15 protein-coding genes are annotated in these 18,554 nt (G+C 53.1%); 11 read left to right on the plus strand and 4 right to left on the minus strand.

The genetic code is table 11. From position 1 onward, the window contains the following. The first annotated feature begins 458 nt into the window (after positions 1-458). A complete protein-coding gene (locus CMR03_RS21920; protein ID WP_063879421.1) occupies positions 459-716 on the plus strand; it encodes a biofilm development regulator YmgB/AriR family protein in 258 nt (85 codons plus the stop codon). Positions 717-810: 94 nt separating this feature from the next. Here CMR03_RS21920 and CMR03_RS21925 read toward each other — a convergent pair whose 3' ends face one another. Beyond that, positions 811-1,779 carry a UV damage endonuclease UvsE gene (locus CMR03_RS21925; protein WP_063879420.1) on the minus strand — a complete coding sequence of 323 codons (969 nt, stop codon included), beginning with the start codon at positions 1,777-1,779 and terminating at the stop codon, positions 811-813. Between the two features lie 329 nt (positions 1,780-2,108). Here CMR03_RS21925 and CMR03_RS21930 point away from each other — a divergent pair, with 329 nt between their 5' ends. From CMR03_RS21930 to budC, 6 genes are all read left to right on the plus strand, one after another. Further along, on the plus strand, positions 2,109-2,285 hold the full coding sequence (locus CMR03_RS21930) for a con-10 family general stress protein (protein WP_074181015.1): 177 nt from the start codon (positions 2,109-2,111) through the stop codon (positions 2,283-2,285). Positions 2,286-2,810: 525 nt separating this feature from the next. Further along, positions 2,811-5,075, plus strand: coding sequence for a catalase HPII (katE, locus tag CMR03_RS21935; RefSeq protein WP_096012645.1), 2,265 nt, complete (start codon positions 2,811-2,813; stop codon positions 5,073-5,075). Between the two features lie 470 nt (positions 5,076-5,545). After that, on the plus strand, positions 5,546-7,333 hold the full coding sequence (gene treZ, locus CMR03_RS21940) for a malto-oligosyltrehalose trehalohydrolase (RefSeq protein ID WP_096012646.1): 1,788 nt from the start codon (positions 5,546-5,548) through the stop codon (positions 7,331-7,333). Further along, complete coding sequence (treY, locus tag CMR03_RS21945) at positions 7,330-9,861, plus strand: malto-oligosyltrehalose synthase (protein WP_096012647.1); 2,532 nt, start codon at positions 7,330-7,332, stop codon at positions 9,859-9,861. Before treZ ends, treY begins: the two co-directional genes overlap by 4 nt. A gap of 59 nt (positions 9,862-9,920) precedes the next feature. Continuing rightward, positions 9,921-11,993 (plus strand): glycogen debranching protein GlgX, encoded by a 2,073-nt coding sequence (glgX, locus tag CMR03_RS21950; protein ID WP_063879416.1) that lies wholly within the window; start codon positions 9,921-9,923, stop codon positions 11,991-11,993. A 136-nt stretch (positions 11,994-12,129) separates the two neighbouring features. Next, complete coding sequence (budC, locus tag CMR03_RS21955) at positions 12,130-12,894, plus strand: meso-2,3-butanediol dehydrogenase (RefSeq protein ID WP_063879415.1); 765 nt, start codon at positions 12,130-12,132, stop codon at positions 12,892-12,894. Positions 12,895-13,091: 197 nt separating this feature from the next. Here budC and CMR03_RS21960 read toward each other — a convergent pair whose 3' ends face one another. Beyond that, positions 13,092-13,367, minus strand: a complete 276-nt coding sequence (locus CMR03_RS21960) for a hypothetical protein (RefSeq protein ID WP_063879414.1) — start codon at positions 13,365-13,367, stop codon at positions 13,092-13,094. A gap of 720 nt (positions 13,368-14,087) precedes the next feature. On the opposite strand from CMR03_RS21960, the gene CMR03_RS21965 reads away from it, so the two are divergent. Both CMR03_RS21965 and CMR03_RS21970 read left to right on the plus strand, forming a co-directional pair. After that, positions 14,088-15,299 (plus strand): diguanylate phosphodiesterase, encoded by a 1,212-nt coding sequence (locus CMR03_RS21965; RefSeq protein WP_096012648.1) that lies wholly within the window; start codon positions 14,088-14,090, stop codon positions 15,297-15,299. 228 nt (positions 15,300-15,527) lie between these two features. After that, positions 15,528-15,761, plus strand: coding sequence for a DUF4060 family protein (locus CMR03_RS21970; RefSeq protein WP_063879412.1), 234 nt, complete (start codon positions 15,528-15,530; stop codon positions 15,759-15,761). Between the two features lie 48 nt (positions 15,762-15,809). Here CMR03_RS21970 and anmK read toward each other — a convergent pair whose 3' ends face one another. Continuing rightward, a complete protein-coding gene (gene anmK, locus CMR03_RS21975; protein WP_096012649.1) occupies positions 15,810-16,931 on the minus strand; it encodes an anhydro-N-acetylmuramic acid kinase in 1,122 nt (373 codons plus the stop codon). A 285-nt stretch (positions 16,932-17,216) separates the two neighbouring features. Between anmK and CMR03_RS21980 the strand changes: the two genes are divergently transcribed. Then, positions 17,217-17,684, plus strand: a complete 468-nt coding sequence (locus CMR03_RS21980) for an outer membrane lipoprotein (protein ID WP_063879410.1) — start codon at positions 17,217-17,219, stop codon at positions 17,682-17,684. Positions 17,685-17,729: 45 nt separating this feature from the next. Here CMR03_RS21980 and slyA read toward each other — a convergent pair whose 3' ends face one another. Continuing rightward, the gene (gene slyA / locus CMR03_RS21985; protein WP_063879409.1) at positions 17,730-18,167 is read right to left on the minus strand and encodes a transcriptional regulator SlyA; all 438 of its coding nucleotides are present in this window, start codon (positions 18,165-18,167) and stop codon (positions 17,730-17,732) included. A 143-nt stretch (positions 18,168-18,310) separates the two neighbouring features. Between slyA and CMR03_RS21990 the strand changes: the two genes are divergently transcribed. Further along, positions 18,311-18,553: a DUF1656 domain-containing protein gene (locus CMR03_RS21990; RefSeq protein WP_096012650.1), complete on the plus strand. Its 243-nt coding sequence runs from the start codon at positions 18,311-18,313 to the stop codon at positions 18,551-18,553. The last annotated feature ends 1 nt before the right edge of the window (position 18,554 follow it).

Below are 18,554 nucleotides of genomic sequence, written 5' to 3' on the forward strand. Positions count from 1 at the left end.
TGCGGTGATGCCGACGTTGCGGTAGCCCACAGGACAGTAGCAACCGGCTTAAAGGCTCCCAACCCGATGCGTGCCCTGCCCAGTCCGGGACTTTTTCGTGCGTTCCTGACCAGAATTATACAGCTTATGCTGTACAAGTTTGCGCAGCCTTGTACAACCGAACGAAAAAAACAGGCGCAGGCAACACCATAAAAAACCCTTATAAATCATAATTAAATATCAAAAACAGTAGCAGAAAGCAGTGCAATCTCGGCCAGCAACTCATCCGACCAGCAGTTTTTTTTCGCAAAAAATTGTACAAAGTTAGTTTTTCTGTATAACTTTACGCCGTGATGTTAAATCACTTGTAACGAAAGGTGCCTTGCACCGCATCTGAAGGTGAGTGGATTTCCACCTTCAGATGCAAAATTTTCTTCGCCACGGGCAGGAAAACGTCTTCTTCCGATTTTGAGGCTACCATGCAAACGACAACGAATACTGAGTCTCAGATTTCTGAATATTTCATGAATGCGGGTGACACTTTCACCAGCGAAAAAGATGTGATTGCAGAGACCTGGTCAGAACTCGCTTCTTTTAAAGCGCACGTTTCTGAAAAAGATATGTTACTGGGTTTGATCCATAAACTGGAAAGTGAAACCGACGCGACCAAACAGGATATCTATCGTCAGGCTCTGGAGAGCGTTCTTCAGCGTAAGCCGGGCGACGTTCGTTTTTAATTTTGTTGTGATGATGACACGCTACTTAGCAAGGATGCTTTACCTTCCCTAAAAATTTGCCCCTGATTCAGGGGCTTTTTTTTGCCTGCGCGCCTCAGGCGATCAGGTTTTGACGTCTTCCCCAATCGTACAGCTGCTCACGCGCCAGGTTTTTCATTTTCACCTCACACATGATGTCGAAATCGCTGAATGACAATGCCCAGGCGTTGAGCGTGGGATTGAAATAGTAATCGGAATGGGCACGAAGCTTTGTTTTCGGCACGGTCAGGGCGTGCTGATCTGGAAAGCCCTCGGTGGGGATAATCCCCTCTTGCGAAATGGAGTAGTGCAGCACCGGTCTGACGCCGCGCCAGGAATCAACAATCCGCGCAATACGTGCATCGTCCGCCCGGATAAACTGGTTCTCTTTGACCCAGTGATGATGGATATCCAGCACCACCGGACACAGCGCCCCTGCCTGCAACACATCGTCCAGTGAACACGAAATTTCGTCGTTTTCTACCGTCAGCATCAAGCGCGCTTCAGGACTGAGGCGCTGAAACGCCTGTTTAAACCCGTCAAACCCGAGTTTGCCATTCATATGAATGTTGATTTTAAAGTCCTGAAAGGTTTTGCCGTACCCCATCAAACAGGCGCACAACGCATGGTATTCCACATCCTCTAACGCGCGTGAAACGACATCAGGATTGTCCGACGCCAGCACGCTGTACTGTCCCGGATGGAATGACAGCCGGATATGATGCGCCCGCGCCAGCTCACCGCAGCGGGCAAACAACGGATACAGCTCAGGCAGAAACGCCGCAAATAACGGCTTTGCTTCAGGTACGGTATACAACGGCAGTAAATCGCTGCCAATCCGCATCATTCTTAACGCGTCCGGGAGTACGGCAATGGCTTCCAGCGTTAAATACAGGTTCTGCAAATTGGTCTTCGAAATCTCATAAATGAGCGCCGTGCGTTGCGCCTCATCCAGGCTGAGAAAACGGGTTCGCGTGGTCGCGCGAAAGGGGAAATACTGCTTGCCCTCTTCGTTTAAATACTTACATGCAAAGCCTAATTTCATAAACACTCCTGAACAGTATCCAGAAAGTGTAACAGCTAATTTTAAAATCGCCATTAAGGCCAGCACTATCAATAAGTTAAACGCTAACTTTATGAATAATCCCTGATTAATACCTTTGTTGTAACGGGTCGCGTATAACGGCAACGCGCGCTACCTGCCCCGCTTCCCCGGCGCGCACAGCTTATCCCCTGATTTTACAAGTAATAACCGCAACATCTCGTCACCGAATAATGGGTTTCAGGGTGGCATAATTTCGTATCAGAACTAAACTTAGCGCTGTGACTAGCTAGTCCTTCTTATCTAAGGAACCCTGATATGAGGTCTTGTCTATGACACAACAGAAATACAGAGGTGGTGCCGGTAATTTTGCCAACGATCCAGACCGAGCCAGTGAAGCTGGCAGTGCAGGAGGCAAAGCCAGCGGAGGTAATTTCAAAAACGATCCTGAAAGAGCCAGGGAGGCCGGTCGGAAAGGAGGCAAAAAAAGCCGTCGCACTTCTAAGTAGTTCTGAGTAAGGCGCCTTAAGGAGGTAGTACGCCATGGACTGGCGATTTTTATCCCCTCTCACCCCTGCATTTTTATTCCCGTTCACCCTTTCCAGTAATGCTTTTTACGCCTTATCCATCGTCGCTTATTTCCGCTTCGCTTTGAGGATAATAAGCGTAGCGTGAGAGGAAAAAACGCCGCTTATTTTTAGCAAAACGTAATAAACCTGAGCGGAACGATTTTCAGAAAATACCTGGGTTATAAAAAAAAACTGGCTGTAATCACCCAGGCGACAGCAAAGTGAGATAAAAATCAACCCATTGAATAAGATAGAAATATCACATTGCCGTCGCGCTTAAAATAAGCATTTAGTTTCGCTATTAAATTGTTTTTCCGCTGATTGAAAATCACTAAAAACAGGAGGAATATCGCCTGCTCTTTATTTAACCGCAACGATTAATCGCAATATTTATAAGCTTATTAATTAAGTTGTTCTATATTTACTGGCACCTCAAGTAGTAAAAAAAAGCTGGAGCAATGTGTTATGTCGAATGAAAAAAAGAATAATCCCCTGAGTCATCGGGCCCCCACGACCGGCCCGGAATCATCACAGCCCGGACTGGGCTCACTGGCTCCTAAAGATGGTTCACATCAGCCACCAGCCGAACCGACACCGCCGGGTAAGAAACCCACGGCACCAGGCAGTCTTAAAGCCCCCGATACCCACAGCAGCAAACTCGATCAGTTAGCAGCGAACCGTAAAGATGGAACGGGCAGCCCGCTTACCACCAATCAGGGCACCCGTATTGCAGACGACCAGAACTCGTTACGCGCCGGTGCGCGTGGGCCGACGCTGCTTGAAGATTTCATCATGCGGGAGAAAATCACCCATTTTGACCATGAGCGAATTCCGGAACGTATCGTTCATGCGCGAGGCTCGGCGGCACACGGCTATTTCCAACCTTACTGCTCAATGAAGGACGTGACCAAGGCCCATTTCCTGAGCGAGCCAGAGCAGATTACACCGGTGTTTGTGCGCTTCTCCACGGTTCAGGGCGGCGCGGGTTCAGCGGATACGGTGCGTGATATCCGTGGCTTTGCCACCAAGTTCTACACCGATGAAGGCGTTTTCGACTTAGTGGGTAATAACACGCCGGTGTTTTTTATTCAGGACGCCCACAAATTCCCCGACTTTGTGCATGCGGTGAAACCCGAGCCACACAATGAAATTCCACAGGGCCAAAGTGCTCATGACACCTTTTGGGATTATGTGTCGCTACAACCTGAAACCCTGCACAACGTGATCTGGGCAATGTCTGACCGCGGTATTCCGCGCAGCTATCGCACAATGGAAGGCTTTGGTATTCACACCTTCCGTCTGATTAACGATGAAGGCAAAGCCACGTTTGTTCGCTTCCACTGGAAACCACTGGCAGGTAAAGCCTCGCTGCTGTGGGACGAATCGCAGAAGCTGACCGGGCGCGATCCTGACTTCCACCGTCGCGATCTGTGGGAAGCGATTGAAGCGGGTGACTTTCCGGAATTCGAGCTTGGCCTGCAGCTGATCCCGGAAGAGGATGAGTTCAAGTTCGACTTCGATATTCTGGATGCCACCAAGCTGATTCCTGAAGCGCTGGTCCCTGTCGTGCGGGTCGGTAAAATGGTGCTGAATCGCAATCCGGATAACTTCTTTGCAGAAACAGAGCAGGTTGCGTTCCACCCGGGCCATATCGTACCGGGGCTCGACTTTTCCAACGATCCTCTGCTTCAGGGCCGACTGTTCTCCTACACCGATACGCAAATCAGTCGCCTCGGTGGTCCTAACTTCCATGAGATCCCGATTAACCGCCCGGTTTGCCCATATCACAACTTTCAGCGCCAGGGCATGCACCGGATGGATATTGACACCAATCCGGCCAACTATGAGCCCAACTCGATTAACGATAACTGGCCTCGCGAAACACCGCCTGCGGCAAAAGGTGGCGGGTTCGAGAGCTATCAGGAACGAGTTGAGGGGCATAAAGTCCGTGAACGCAGTCCATCCTTTGGCGAATATTATTCTCAACCTCGCCTGTTCTGGAACAGTCAGACCGAGATCGAACAGCAGCACATCATTGGCGCGTACTCTTTCGAGCTGAGTAAAGTCGCCCGTCCTTATATTCGCGAGCGCGTGCTTGACCATCTGCTGCGCATTGATGTCAAACTGGCGCAAGGTGTGGCAGCCAATCTGGGTATTGGCCTTAGCGACGAACAGCTGAATACCGCTGCGCCAAAAGACGTGAATGGTCTGCAGAAAGATGACAGCCTGAGCCTGTATGCGATTCCGGATGGTGACATCAAAGGTCGTCAGGTGGCGCTGCTGTTGAGCGAAGGCGTGAAGGCCGAGGACGTGTTGCACATCCTGCAGCACCTGAAAGCCGCAGGCGTGCATACCAAACTGCTGGCGGCGCATATGGGCCAGGTCAGCGCCGACGACGGTTCTCTGTTACCCATCGATGCGACGTTCAACGGTCTCCCTTCACTGACCTTCGATGCCGTAATGGTACCCGATGGTAACATTGACGCGCTGCTGAAAAGCGGTGACGCGCGCTACTTCCTGCTGGAAGCCTACAAGCATCTGAAAGTCATCGGCCTGAGTGGCGACGCACGTCGCTTTAAAGCCCAGTTTGATCTGGATGAAAACCAGCAAGAAGAAGGCATTGTGGAAGCCGATAATGCTGAAATTGCGCTGATGAATGATTTTACGGCCGCCATGGCAGAACATCGCGTCTGGTCGCGCAGTCAAAAAGCACAGACCATTCCGGCCTGATCCTGGTTCCAGCCATTCCGATCGGGGTGGCTGGAGCACGGGGCGCACGGGTGTCACACCTGCCCTTTCTGTTTTCCCTGCAAAACCGCTGCTTTCAGCGGTTTTTTTCTGCAAAAGCCCTGGTGTTTATCTGATTTACCGCAGACAGCAGCAGAAGGATGTCGGGGTGATCGGACAACCCGGTCATATAGAAGGGGAAAAAAGGTGCGCTGTTCATTGTGCACCGCGACCGTAAATGCCGCAGCGTAGTCTATGATTACTTGTTGAGAGTCGTGTGAAGCAGGCGCTGCCGGGTGCCTGAAGCGGTATTACACATAACATTTTCTGAATAATGGCGCTGGTTAAGGCTGTTAAGGCGTACCGACCTCCTGGGCGCTGAATCTCGCTGACATACCTTTGAACTCGCCTCATCGGCTTAACGATAGCGCGAGGATGTTTATTGCGTACTTTCTGGTTAACGAGGCAACGGAATGGGATCTACATCTTTTTTTAAGAGTTGGGGAAGTGAATTTCTGGCTGATGGTACCGTGCGTTTCCGCGTTTGGGCGACGGGTCAACAGCAGGTCACATTAAGACTTTCCGGTAATGATATCGCGATGACGCCAGCCGAAGACGGCTGGTTTGAGCAGCAGGTCAGCGGTGTACAGGCGGGAGCAGCCTATAATTTCGTGCTGAACGATGGCACGGTGATTCCCGATCCGGCTTCACGCGCGCAGCAAGACGACGTCAACGGCCCTTCTCTGGTCATCGATCCTGGTCACTATCATTGGCAGAACACCAACTGGCAAGGTCGTCCGTGGCAGGAAAGCGTGGTCTATGAAATGCATATGGGCACCTTCGCCGAAGAAGGAACCTTCCAGGCCGCGATAAAGAAACTGCCTTACCTGGCTGAAACTGGCATCACCATGATTGAAGTGCTGCCCGTCTCTCAGTTCGGTGGTCAACGTGGTTGGGGTTACGATGGCGTGCTGCTTTACGCACCTCACGCCGCGTACGGTACGCCTGACGATTTTAAGGCGTTTATTGATGCAGCCCACGGTTATGGCATTGCGGTGGTACTGGATATTGTGCTTAACCACTTTGGCCCGGATGGTAACTATCTGCCGTTGCTGTCGCCTGACTTCTTTCATAAAGACCGGATGACGCCGTGGGGCGCAGGTATTGCTTATGATGTGGATGCGGTGCGGCGTTATATCGCTGAAGCCCCGCTCTACTGGCTGCAGGAGTACCATCTTGACGGCTTGCGCTTTGACGCCATCGACCAGATTGAAGACATTTCAGACAAGCATGTTTTGACGGACATTGCCGAACGCATTCGTGCCGATATTCCCGATCGCCAGATTCACCTCACCACCGAAGACTGTCGCAACGTTATCTTTCTGCATCCCAGAGCAGAAGATGGCTCCGCCCCGCTGTTTACCGGGGAATGGAATGATGATTTTCACAATGCCGTTCATGTGTTTGCCACGGGCGAAACGCATGCTTATTACCAGGATTTTGCCGGGCAGCCAGAGAAACGCGTGGCGCGCGCGCTGGCTGAGGGCTTTGTCTATCAGGGCGAGGTCTCCGTGCAGTCCGGCGAAAAGCGCGGCGTTGACAGCACCGGTCAACCCCCGGTGGCCTTTGTGGACTTTATCCAGAATCACGATCAGGTCGGCAATCGCGCGCAGGGAGAACGGCTGATTTCGCTGGCCGGAGCCGAACGTACCCAGGTGCTGCTGGCCACGCTCCTGCTGTCGCCTCACATCCCTTTGCTGTTTATGGGGGAAGAGTACGGCGAAACCCATCCTTTCCTGTTCTTTACCGATTTCCATGGCGATCTGGCCAAAGCGGTGCGCGAAGGCCGGGCGAGAGAGTTTGAAGGACACGCGGGCCATGAAGGTGAAAGCGTTCCCGATCCCAATGACGAAGCGACCTTTACCCGATCAAAACTGGACTGGCGCAAGCTGGAAAGTGAAGAAGGAAAACGTTGGCTGAAGCTGACCCGTTCGCTTCTGGCCATCCGGCAGCAGTACATTGTGCCGCTGCTGGCAACGGCGGGCGGGCATAGCGGGAAGGTGCTGGAAACCGCAGAGGGATTCGTTGCCGTAAGCTGGACGTTCCCAGCCGGAACCCTCTCTGTGGCATTGAATATCGGTGAACAGGATCGTCCCCTGCCAGAGATGCCGGGTGAAACCCTTTTTGCCTGGCCGCAACCGGCAGACAATCTGCCGCCAAACGCAATGATTGTTCGTCTGGCTGCCGGAGAGCATAAATGAGTATTCCAACCGCGACCTACCGTATTCAGTTCCGAAATGGCATGACCTTTGACCGCGCAGCGGCGCTGATTCCTTATCTGAAACACATCGGCATCAGTCATCTCTATGCTTCGCCAGTCTTTACCGCGACCCGTGAATCCACCCACGGGTATGACGTGACCGACGTGAATCAAATCGATCCGGCCATTGGCGGCCGCACGGGGTTTGATCGTCTGGCGCAGGCGTTGAAACAGGCCGGTATGGGATTCATCATTGATATTGTTCCCAACCACATGGCGGCATCGCTGGAAAACGGCTGGTGGTACGACGTGCTGGAACACGGCCAAAACAGTCGCTATGCCCACTATTTTGATATCGACTGGTCACGCCGTTTGACGCTGCCATTTCTGGGCGATGATCCCGACACCGTGCTGGAAAACGGAGACCTCGCCGTCAAACGCGATCCGCAAACCGGCAAACCGGCACTGGCCTATTTTGAGAGCTACTATCCCCTGACCCCGGAAAGCTGGCAGGGACGTGAAGAGGCGGTTCTCCAGCTTCGCAGCAAAGCCGAGCTGGCGGCCCTGCACCAACAGCAACCCTGGCGACTGATGTCGTGGCGCGATGCCGCCCAGGATCTCTCCTACCGCCGTTTCTTTGAGGTTACTGGCCTGGTCGGTGTGCGGGTCGAAGATCCGGCAGTGTTCAGGGATGCGCACCGGCTTATTCTGGAACTGGTGCACAGCGGCGCGGTTGACGGCCTGCGTGTCGATCACGTTGACGGGCTGGCCGATCCAAAAGGATACCTTGAACAGCTGCGCCACGAGGCCGGTGCGGCATGTTATATCACCGTCGAGAAAATCCTGGGCGAGGGAGAACAGATCCCCGCCGACTGGCCGATTTCGGGCACCACCGGCTACGAGTTTATCGCCGCGCTGTCCCATGTCCTGGTTGATAACCATCATCTCGACGGGCTCCGCCAGGCCTATGAGAGCGTCAGTGGCAACGCTGTCCAGATGGCAGACGAACTCCGCAACGCGAAATGCCTGATGGCAGACCGCAACTTTGCGGGTGAATTTTCGCGCCTTATGGATCTGGCTACCGCTATTGCCGCAGGTGAACAGATGACGGTTAACCCGGATCAGCTGCGCGCCGCACTGCGTGAGCTGCTGGTGGCCTTTCCGGTTTACCGCACCTACGGTAATGCGCACGGCCTGCCCGCAGATGACCTGCAACGGCTACAGGATATCGCCAGCAACGTGAAGGCGTCAGCACAGGCACCGGACAGTCGCACGATCGATTTCCTGCTACAGATTATACAGGGCAACGTTGACGCTAAGGTCACCGGGCTGGCGGACAGCTTCCGTACCCGTTTCCAGCAGCTCACCGGCCCACTGATGGCGAAATCCATCGAGGACACGCTGTTCTACCGACAGAACCGGGCGCTGGCGCTTAATGAAGTCGGCGCAGAACCCTTGCAGCAGCAGTTTGACCCGCAACAGTTTCACCATGAGATGCAAACGCGTCTTGCGCGCCAGCCGGATACCCTTACCGCCAGCTCGACGCATGACACCAAGCGAGGCGAGGACGCACGTGCCCGCCTTTATACCCTGACAGAAGCCCCTCAGCGCTGGGCGACGTGCGTGGAACGCTGGCGCGGGCTTAATCGTCAGGCGGTACGTACCCTTGAGGATGGCCCTGCACCGGAGGCGTCCGTGGAGTGGATGCTGTATCAGGCGCTGGCTGGCGTCTGGCCACCGACCCTGGACCCTCAGGATAGCGCGGGCCTGGATGCCTTAGCCGAGCGCTTTGCGGGCTATGTGGAAAAAGCGCTGCGTGAAGCCAAGCTGCGTACTGACTGGACAGAGAACAATGCGGCCTATGAGCAGGCGGTGCTGGACTACGCGCGTCATCTGCTTTCACCGACTAATCAGGCTTTCCTGCAGGATTTCGTCGAGGCGTTGCAGCCCTTTATCCAGACCGGGCTGATAAACAGCCTGAGCCAGAGAGTCATCAAGCTGACCGCGCCTGGCGTGCCGGATATTTATCAGGGAAGCGAAGCACTGGACTTCAGCCTGGTCGATCCTGACAACCGTCGTGAGCCTGATTATGCCGCCCTCCAACAGATGTTAGCGACTGCGACGACCGCCCTGCCCACTACGCTTGATGGCTGGCTTCAGGGACAGGTTAACCAGCAAGCGACGGTTGCGCTACTGAATGCCCGTCGGGATCGGCCTGAACTGTTCGCCCGAGGCGCTTACCTGCCGCTGACGGCACAGGGCGCGCATTCGGACAGGCTACTGGCCTTTGCCCGTACGCGCGGCAATGACGCTGTTATCGTGATCACCTCCCGGCTGATGTTTAACCCACAGCAAAACCTGGAAACGCCCCCGTCGGCGCGCTGGGCCGCCACAGAGATTGTGTTGCCTGACGAACTGGCACATCGCCGTTACCGTGATGTGTTAAGTGGCCAGGAAATCACCCTGACCGATCGCATTACGCTTGAAACGTTAAATAATTACTGGGCACTGGCATTATTCGCTTGCTGAAAGCAGGTCAGTACATGGACTGAAACGCCGTAACTGGGTTCGTTAATTGAGAGGGATAGATGTCAAATCATCGTTTTGAAATCACGTCGGGATCGAGTCTACAGCTTGGGGCAAACTTCGATGGTAAAGGGGTAAATTTCGCGCTGTTTTCTGCCCACGCAGAACGCGTAGAACTGTGTCTTTACGATCCAGGCGGAAAAAATGAGATAGCCAGACTGGATTTGCCTGAGTTTACCCATGAGGTTTGGCATGGTTACGTGCCCGGTTTACCGCCAGGCACACTCTATGGCTACCGCGTTTATGGCCCTTACGATCCGGAAAACGGTCATCGTTTTAACCCGAATAAATTACTGGTCGATCCCTATGCGCGCGAGCTGGCCGGGGATATTGCGTGGAACGAGGCGCACTTCGCTTATGATCTGTACCACGAAGACAAAGACCTGACGTTTGACGATCGCGACAGCGCGCCCTTCACGCCGAAATGCCGCGTGATTGACCCGAATGAATTTGACTGGCAGGACCAAAACCGCCCTCAGGTTCCCTGGTCCGAAACGATCGTTTATGAAACCCATGTGAAGGGCTTCACCCAAATGAACATGGCGCTGCCGCCGGAGATGCGCGGCACTTACGATGGGATGAGCCATTCATCGACGGTGGGCTATATCAAGAGCCTGGGCATTACCTCGGTTGAACTGTTGCCGGTGCACTGGTTTCCAGACGACCAACACTTGCTGGATAAAGGGCTGAAAAACTTCTGGGGCTATAATTCGCTGAACTTTTTTGCCCCGGCGACGCGCTATTTCGGTCCGCGCGGCATTCAGGGTTTCCGGGATATGGTGCGCGCCTTTCATGATGCGGGCATTGAAGTGATCCTTGACGTGGTTTACAACCACACCGCCGAGGGCAACGAGCTTGGCCCAACCCTGTCCTTTAAAGGCATCGACAACTTCTCTTACTACCGCACCTTGCCGGACCAGCATCGTTACTACATCAACGACACCGGCACAGGAAACACCGTGAATACCTCTCATCCGCGCGTGTTGCAGATGGTCACGGATTCCCTGCGTTACTGGGCCGACTCCATGCATATCGACGGTTTTCGTTTCGACCTTGGCACCATTCTGGGCCGCGAACCGGAAGGCTTCGACCCACGTGGCGGCTTCTTCGACGCCATCACCCAGGACCCGTTGCTCTCCCGGTTAAAACTTATTGGTGAGCCCTGGGACATCGGCCCTGGCGGTTATCAGGTCGGCGGCTTCCCACCGGGCTGGGCAGAATGGAACGATCAGTATCGCGATACCGTGCGCGATTACTGGAAAGGGAACAATGTCTCCACCGACTTTGCTGCGCGCCTGCTTGGCTCCGGCGATCTCTATGACCAGCGCGGACGCCGCCCCTGGGCCAGCGTCAACTTTATCACCGCGCATGATGGCTTCACGCTGAACGACCTGGTGTCCTACAACGAGAAGCACAATGCCGATAACGGTGAGGACAACAACGACGGCCACAATGATAACCGCTCGTATAACTATGGTGCCGAAGGCCCCACGGACGACGAGGGCATCAATGCGGTTCGCGAGCGTCAGAAGCGTAACTTTCTTGCCACGTTATTCTTCTCGCACGGTACACCGATGCTGCTGGCGGGCGATGAGTTTGGTCGCAGCCAGATGGGAAATAACAACGGTTACTGTCAGGACAGTGAAATTTCATGGGTTCACTGGGACAACCTGCCCGCCTCCGCTGAAGCGTTGCGTGAGTTCACGCGCCATGTCATCTCGCTGCGTAAAACCCAGCCGCTGTTACGGCGTGAAAGCTGGCGCGATGGAATGGAAATTAAGTGGTTCAATGCCGGTGGTGGATTACAGCAGGCAGAACAGTGGGACGAAGGCTCAACGCTCGGCGTCTATATCGGCCGCCCGGACCTGCAACATCAGGACGGTGTCTGGTATGACGTGCTCATGCTGATCAACCCGTTTGAAGGCAACGTCCCCTTCCGTATTCCTCAGTTTGGGGAAGGCGGATGGGTACTGGAGCTGACCACCAGCGATGTGAGCAAACACGGAATGGTGATCACCAAAGAGAAGGACTTTGAGCTGGAAGGCCGGAGCATGGCCCTGTTCAGAAGGCCGTAACGGCGTCCTGTGCAACGCGATTCGGGCGCTTAGCGGTTAAACAATACGCATCCGGTCCCGTTGCGCTTGACCTGGGCCACAGGGCTGCCAGGCTGAACAGGGTTATAACAGCAAGCGACGCCATTAAGGAGGCAAAATGTCCAGATTTACAGGTAAAATCGTTGTAGTGACAGGAGCCGGTTCAGGAATTGGTGAAGCGAGTGCCAGGCGTTTTGCACAGGAAGGCGCCTCTGTCGTACTGGTTGGACGTCATCAGGATAAGCTGCAAAAAGTGTTAGCGCAGTTGCCTGGCGACAGTCATCTGGCTACCGCCTGCGATGTCGCCGAGGCCGATCAGGTAAAAGCCCTGGCAGCCCGCGTCGAAGAGAAATATGGCCGGGTTGACGTGCTGGTCAATAATGCCGGAATTATCGTGCAGGGGCGCATCCATGAGATCGAACCTGCCGACTGGAAGAAGCTGATGAGTGTCGATCTCGACGGCGTATTCCACTGCGTTCACTTCTTCATGCCCGCCCTGCTCAAATCCAAAGGCAACGTGGTGAATATCTCATCGGTATCCGGTTTGGGTGGCGACTGGGGAATGAGCGTGTACAACGCCGCCAAAGGCGCAGTTACCAACTTTACCCGGTCACTGGCAATGGATTACGGCGCTGACGGCGTGCGGGTAAATGCAATTTGTCCCGGCTTCACTTTCACCGATCTGACCGAAGGCGTGAAAAACGATCAGGCGCTGCTTGAGCGCTTCTACGATCGCATTCCGTTAAGGCGTGCGGGTGAGCCTGAAGATATTGCTGATGCAATAGCCTTTATTGCCAGTGAGGACGCGCGTTATATTACAGGCGCTAATCTCCCGGTTGATGGTGGCCTGACCGCTTCTAACGGACAGCCTAAACAGGCTTAATATGAATAAAGCAGCTGTTCGCAGCTGCTTTATTACACTGCGTGCCCTGCACTATTAATACGATGCGTGTTTAGCGGTTATTCGCTCTTAACGCGGCAGTGAACGCCCCGCCTTCATGACCCGATTTTTCACGCCCTTCCGACACCTTGTGCCGACAAGATGAAACGCACGCTCAGCGCTGGCGCAGCATACTCCGTTCAGGACGACTTTGGCGTATGACGCATGGGCATGGCCCGACTGCGTGCTGCCAGGCTTCTGCCAGCACTGGGGCACACGTACGGGCTCAGGCAGGCGGTACACAGGATGACGTCGGGGTGATGAATTTTGGCCACCGTTAAGGCTTGCTGACGGGTATACAGCGAACCAATAAATTCACGTCCACGGCCGTTATCCAGATGAATACAACCTTCTTTATGAATTATCCATCCGCCTCGGGTATAAGGACAGACATAATAGTAGCTTGATTTAAGCATAAGATTGCCCCTGGTGGTCGCTGTGCCAATGAGGTAGAAAAAGAGTTAATTACGATTTAATTTAATAATGTAGCGTTGTTGACCTTAGCTGAGAATTATCCCTAAAACTACAGAGATAATTATAAAACCGTGGTTTTGAGATTTATTCGCAGTGGGCGGTTTCGCATAGGTTAACTTCTTATGAGCATCGGGTTTCAGGAAATGGCATTGTTCGCCAAATCAGGTCTGATCCTTTAATCATTGCGTTTAAACCCGTCAGTCTGCATACCGCTTAAAAAAACATATCAAATCAACACGCTGCTATTTTCTGCCCGGCTGAGAACGTAAGGCCGGAGGGATAATTTGATTACGCCAGATAACCTGATCGCAGACTGCGCCAGCCGGATTTATTAGTGGGCGATAAAATGCAAAAAAGATACTACTATTCAATACCTAACGGCTGAACTACTGATATAATAGAAACTATGCGTAACACGCTGGTAAAGAACAGAATAATAAAAAATCTGTTTACCGCCGACCCGGTCTGTTATCCACCCCACGGATCGATCGCGTTAACTCTTCTGTGACAACGGAACATCACAGGTAAGCGCCCCCTGGTGCAGTGCTGGTGAAGAGCATGGCACAGACACATTTTGCGATGATATGACAGCAGGATCAGGCTCTGCCTGATAAACGCTCTGGCAATGTGTGCGGTAAAAAAACAAGAATCTGGAAGACTTTATGCTGTCTACAATTATCTATCGCAGTCACATCGCTGACCACGTTCCGCTTAAGATGCTGGAAGGATTAGTCACTAAAGCTAACAAAATAAATGAGACATCCAGTGTAACCGGCATTTTATTATTTAACGGTACCCATTTTTTTCAGGTGCTTGAAGGACCTGAAGCGGATGTCCTGGCGGTTTATGAGCGTATTTGCCGCGATTCCAGCCATCATAATATTGTGGAATTAATGCGTGATTACGCCCCTTCTCGTCGTTTTGGTAACGTGGGCATGGAGCTGTTTGACCTGCGGGAATACGATAAAACCACGGTGCTCAATGCCGTGCTGGAAAAAGGCACGACTAAATATCAACTGACGTACGAAGATCGGGCGCTTAAGTTCTTACGCACGTTTGTTGAAGCGCGAGAGAAAGAAAATTATTTTGAAATCCCCTCTGCGGACAGCTGGGATTTTATTCAGGATGATGCGGAAACACGCGAAGGTGATGCGGCAATGATCGATCAGGAGGGCGTAAATTTTGCCTTTCAGGCGATCATTGATCCCTTTGCCCGTAAAATTGTTTCCCTTGAAGCCCTGCTGCGCGGCCGTCAGGGGGAAACACAACAGCATTATTTTTCGCGCCTTGCACCCGAGGATATCTACCGCAACGATTTGCACTCTAAGCGCACCGCCTTTGCCCAGGCAAAAGCACTGGGCGTCGACGGTATCATGCTGTCAGTTAACCTGCTGCCGATGTCGTTGGTCGTGGTGCCCGACGCGGTCGCTTTTTTGCTGGCGGAAATTCATGCCCAGGATCTGGTGCCCGAACAAATTGTGGTTGAGTTCACCGAAAATGAAATCATCTCGCGCCTTGATGAATTTGCCGCCGCGCTAAAACAGCTTAAAGCCGCCGGTATTAGCGTTGCGCTGGATGATTTTGGCGCGGGCTATGCCGGGTTGTCATTACTGACGCAGATTCAACCCGATAAAATAAAAATCGACCGCAGCATTATCAGTAACGTGCACAAGAGCGGGCCGAAGCAGGCGATTGTGCACGCTATTTTAGCCTGTTGTTCGTCTCTGGAAATTAGCGTAATTGCAGAAGGGATTGAACAACCTGAAGAGTGGATGTGGCTGGAAGCGGCCGGCATTTCACAGTTCCAGGGGTTTCTTTTTTCCTGGCCTAAGTTAAACGGCGTCTCTGCCGTCGCCTGGCCAGAGCTTAAATAAGGCTTAGCACGAAAACGTAATAAATTTTGCGTTTCCCTTGCCGGAAATAAAACGTGCTGCTAAATATGAGTAGCACGTTTCAGATTGTGTCATTGCTCTGCAATATTTAACGTGCACGCTGTTTTTTTAATTAACGATGATGTTAAGCAGTCAGATGTTCAGTGTTAAAGACCGATGCAACGCGCAGTGTTCAGGCGCGCCCCACAGGTACAGCATTTGAGGGACTGAATGAAGCAAATCATCCGCGGTGATAAAGAACCCGTCCATATCGTAGCCGCCTCGCGCGCGCTTGAAGCCCATATGTCTCGCTATGGTGAGGGCAATAAATACCATCCGGTTATCTATTCAATTGCCTATCGCAGCAAATACTACCAGGTCGAAGTCATTACACGTCGGGAAACCATCGTGGCAACCGTCATCACGGGCGTGCGTAATCTGACGCATCTTCCCGGGGTGGCCTGAGCCGCTACGTCCACGTCTTTCAAGGGGACAGCTTCTGTCCCCTTTCTTTTAGCGCGTATATAACGGATTGGCGGGATAGATTGCACCGATAACGCTTTTAGCACGCGCTCCGGTGACCGCCGGCAAATTCCCAGGCAGGCCCGACAGGGTGCGAAATGCCAGCCAGGCAAAAGCCAGGGCTTCCATATCATCACCGTTAATGCCAGCCGAATCGGTCGTGGTCACCTCGGTACCGGCAAGATGCGCCGCCAGACGTGACATCAGTAATGGATTGCGGCTGCCGCCCCCACAGACCAGTAAACGATCGCACCCGTCATTGAGCTGTACCTGTTGCGCAATGCTGATGGCAGTAAACTCGTTGAGCGTGGCCTGGACGTCCTGTGCGGCGATGCCGGGGAAATGGCGCAGGTGTTGCTCCAGCCAACCCAGATTAAACAGCTCCCGCCCGGTACTTTTTGGCGGCGGCAAGGCTAACCAGGGCTCACGCAGTAAAGCCTCTAACAGAGCATGACTGACGTGGCCACTGCGTGCCCACTGGGCATCTTTATCATAGGCTTTACCCTGATTGCGCCAGATCCAGGCATCAAGCAGCATATTGCCCGGCCCGGTATCAAACCCCCGAACAGGCTGTCCCGGGATCAGCAAAGAGAGATTGGCGATCCCGCCTATATTCAGCACCATGCGACGTTCAGTGGCATCCATCAGCAAGGCCTGATGGAAAGCCGGCACCAGCGGGGCACCCTGCCCACCCAGCGCCATGTCTCGCCGCCTGAAGTCACCCACCACCGTGATACCGGTCGCGGCAACAATCTGATTATGGTCACCGATCTGGAGCGTATTCGGTGCCGCGCTCTGCGGCTCATGCCACACCGTCTGACCGTGGCAGCCAATGGCCACGATATCGCCCACCTCAAGGGATTCTCGCTGCATCAGGGTCAGTACCGCTTCAGCAAACAACTGCCCCAGTCGCGTATCAAGTTGCCCTAATTGTGACAACGTCAGGGTTTGCCCCTGACATATCGCCAGAATCGCCTGACGCAAATCAGGCGGCATGAGATGGCAGTAGCTTGCCTGCTGCGCCACCATATTTTCGTCGATAGCTGCCAGCACCACATCCACACCATCAAGGCTGGTACCCGACATCACGCCGATGTAGCGTCCTGATTTCATAGCCTTTCCTTTCGTTGTGGTGAAAATGTTATTATGCGGGTATAAGCGTGACAAACTCTCCCCGGTAAATCCATGATTAATTTGTTTTTAATCAATTAATTGCCTGTCAGTTAACGCCTTTGAACTTTTTCTGTTATCGATTGAATCATTGTTAAATTTTAACGGTCTATGCTGGCGTCAGCCATGTTTTGTTCCGACAAAGGTCAACTATCCAGCTTTATGTCTTATACTGTTTACAGGATTTCGCGAGAGATATGGCGCATTCTTGAATAAAGGAGTTTTCAAATGATTAAGCGTGTAATTGTGGTCGCTTTGACTGGTGTAATGCTTGCAGGTTGTAGCAATACCGATACGTTGTCGGGCGATACCTACAGCGCCAGTGAAGCCAAACAGGTTCAGAGTGTTTCATACGGTACGTTGGTGTCCGTGCGCCCGGTTAAAATTCAGGGCGGCGATGACAGTAACATCATCGGCGCAATCGGCGGTGCGGTGCTGGGTGGCTTCTTAGGCAACACCATCGGCGGTGGCGCAGGACGCAGTCTGGCAACGGCCGGCGGTGCGGTGCTGGGTGGCGTTGCAGGTCAGGGCGTACAAGGTGCGATGAATAAATCTGATGGTGTCGAGCTGGAAATCCGCAAGGATGACGGCAATACCATCATGGTGGTGCAGAAACAGGCGGCCAGTCGTTACTCCGTCGGACAACGTGTGGCAATGGCGACTGACGGCAGCCAGGTTACCGTTTCTCCACGCTAACGCAGTAACCTACCGACGCCAGTGCTGCCGCACTGCGCGTCGGTGTTATTTCTCTTTGTTCTGTAGCTCGAGGATATTCTTCTCAAGGCGTGCAATCAGCGACACCATCTGATTGATTTCATCGCGGCTGATACCGGAGAGGATGTCATCCCGGGTAATATCAATCACGTGTTCAACCTGCTGAATAACCGGCTCTGCCTGCTGCGTCAGTTTGATGCGTTTGGCACGGCGATCGTGCGCACAGGTGGTGCGGGTAATTAACCCCTTTTCTTCCAGTTGATCTAAGGTTCTGACCAGCGAAGGTTGCTCGATGCCAATGGCTTTGGCTAACTGAATTTGTGACTGCTCAGGGGGAAGCTGATGGATATTGTGCAGTGTGACCCAGTGCGTTTGAGTCAGGTCGAGCGGTTTCAGGCGCTGATCTATCAGTGCGCGCCAGATGCGTACCAGTCTGGACAGGTCCGTTCCGAGAGGGGTATCCATGTTATCTCCTTATAATTTAGTATGCTAGCTATCAAGCGGCATTGTATAGTATTTTGCAAGCTTGAAGGTTAAATTACAAATAACTAAGTGAACAGTTTCGGCTGAAAATATTTCACCATCCGGTTCCAGGATGCACCACCATAATGGATATCATCAACCACGGATTTCTTACTGTTCACCCGCTCACGGAACTGATTTTCGGGGCGTCACTTTACTTCCCTCCCCTGTTTAAAGCGGTGCTGGCCGGTTTTTTTCTCTGGTTGCTGATTCACCCACTGCTGCGCGGCTGGCTCGCCTCCGGCGAAGTCTGGCATCCCACACTGTTTGATCTCTCCCTGTTCGTGCTGTGCGTAACTGGCTCACTCTGGCTGATGGATCACGGATGAA

The organism is Pantoea allii (assembly GCF_002307475.1).
Lineage (GTDB): Bacteria > Pseudomonadota > Gammaproteobacteria > Enterobacterales > Enterobacteriaceae > Pantoea > Pantoea allii.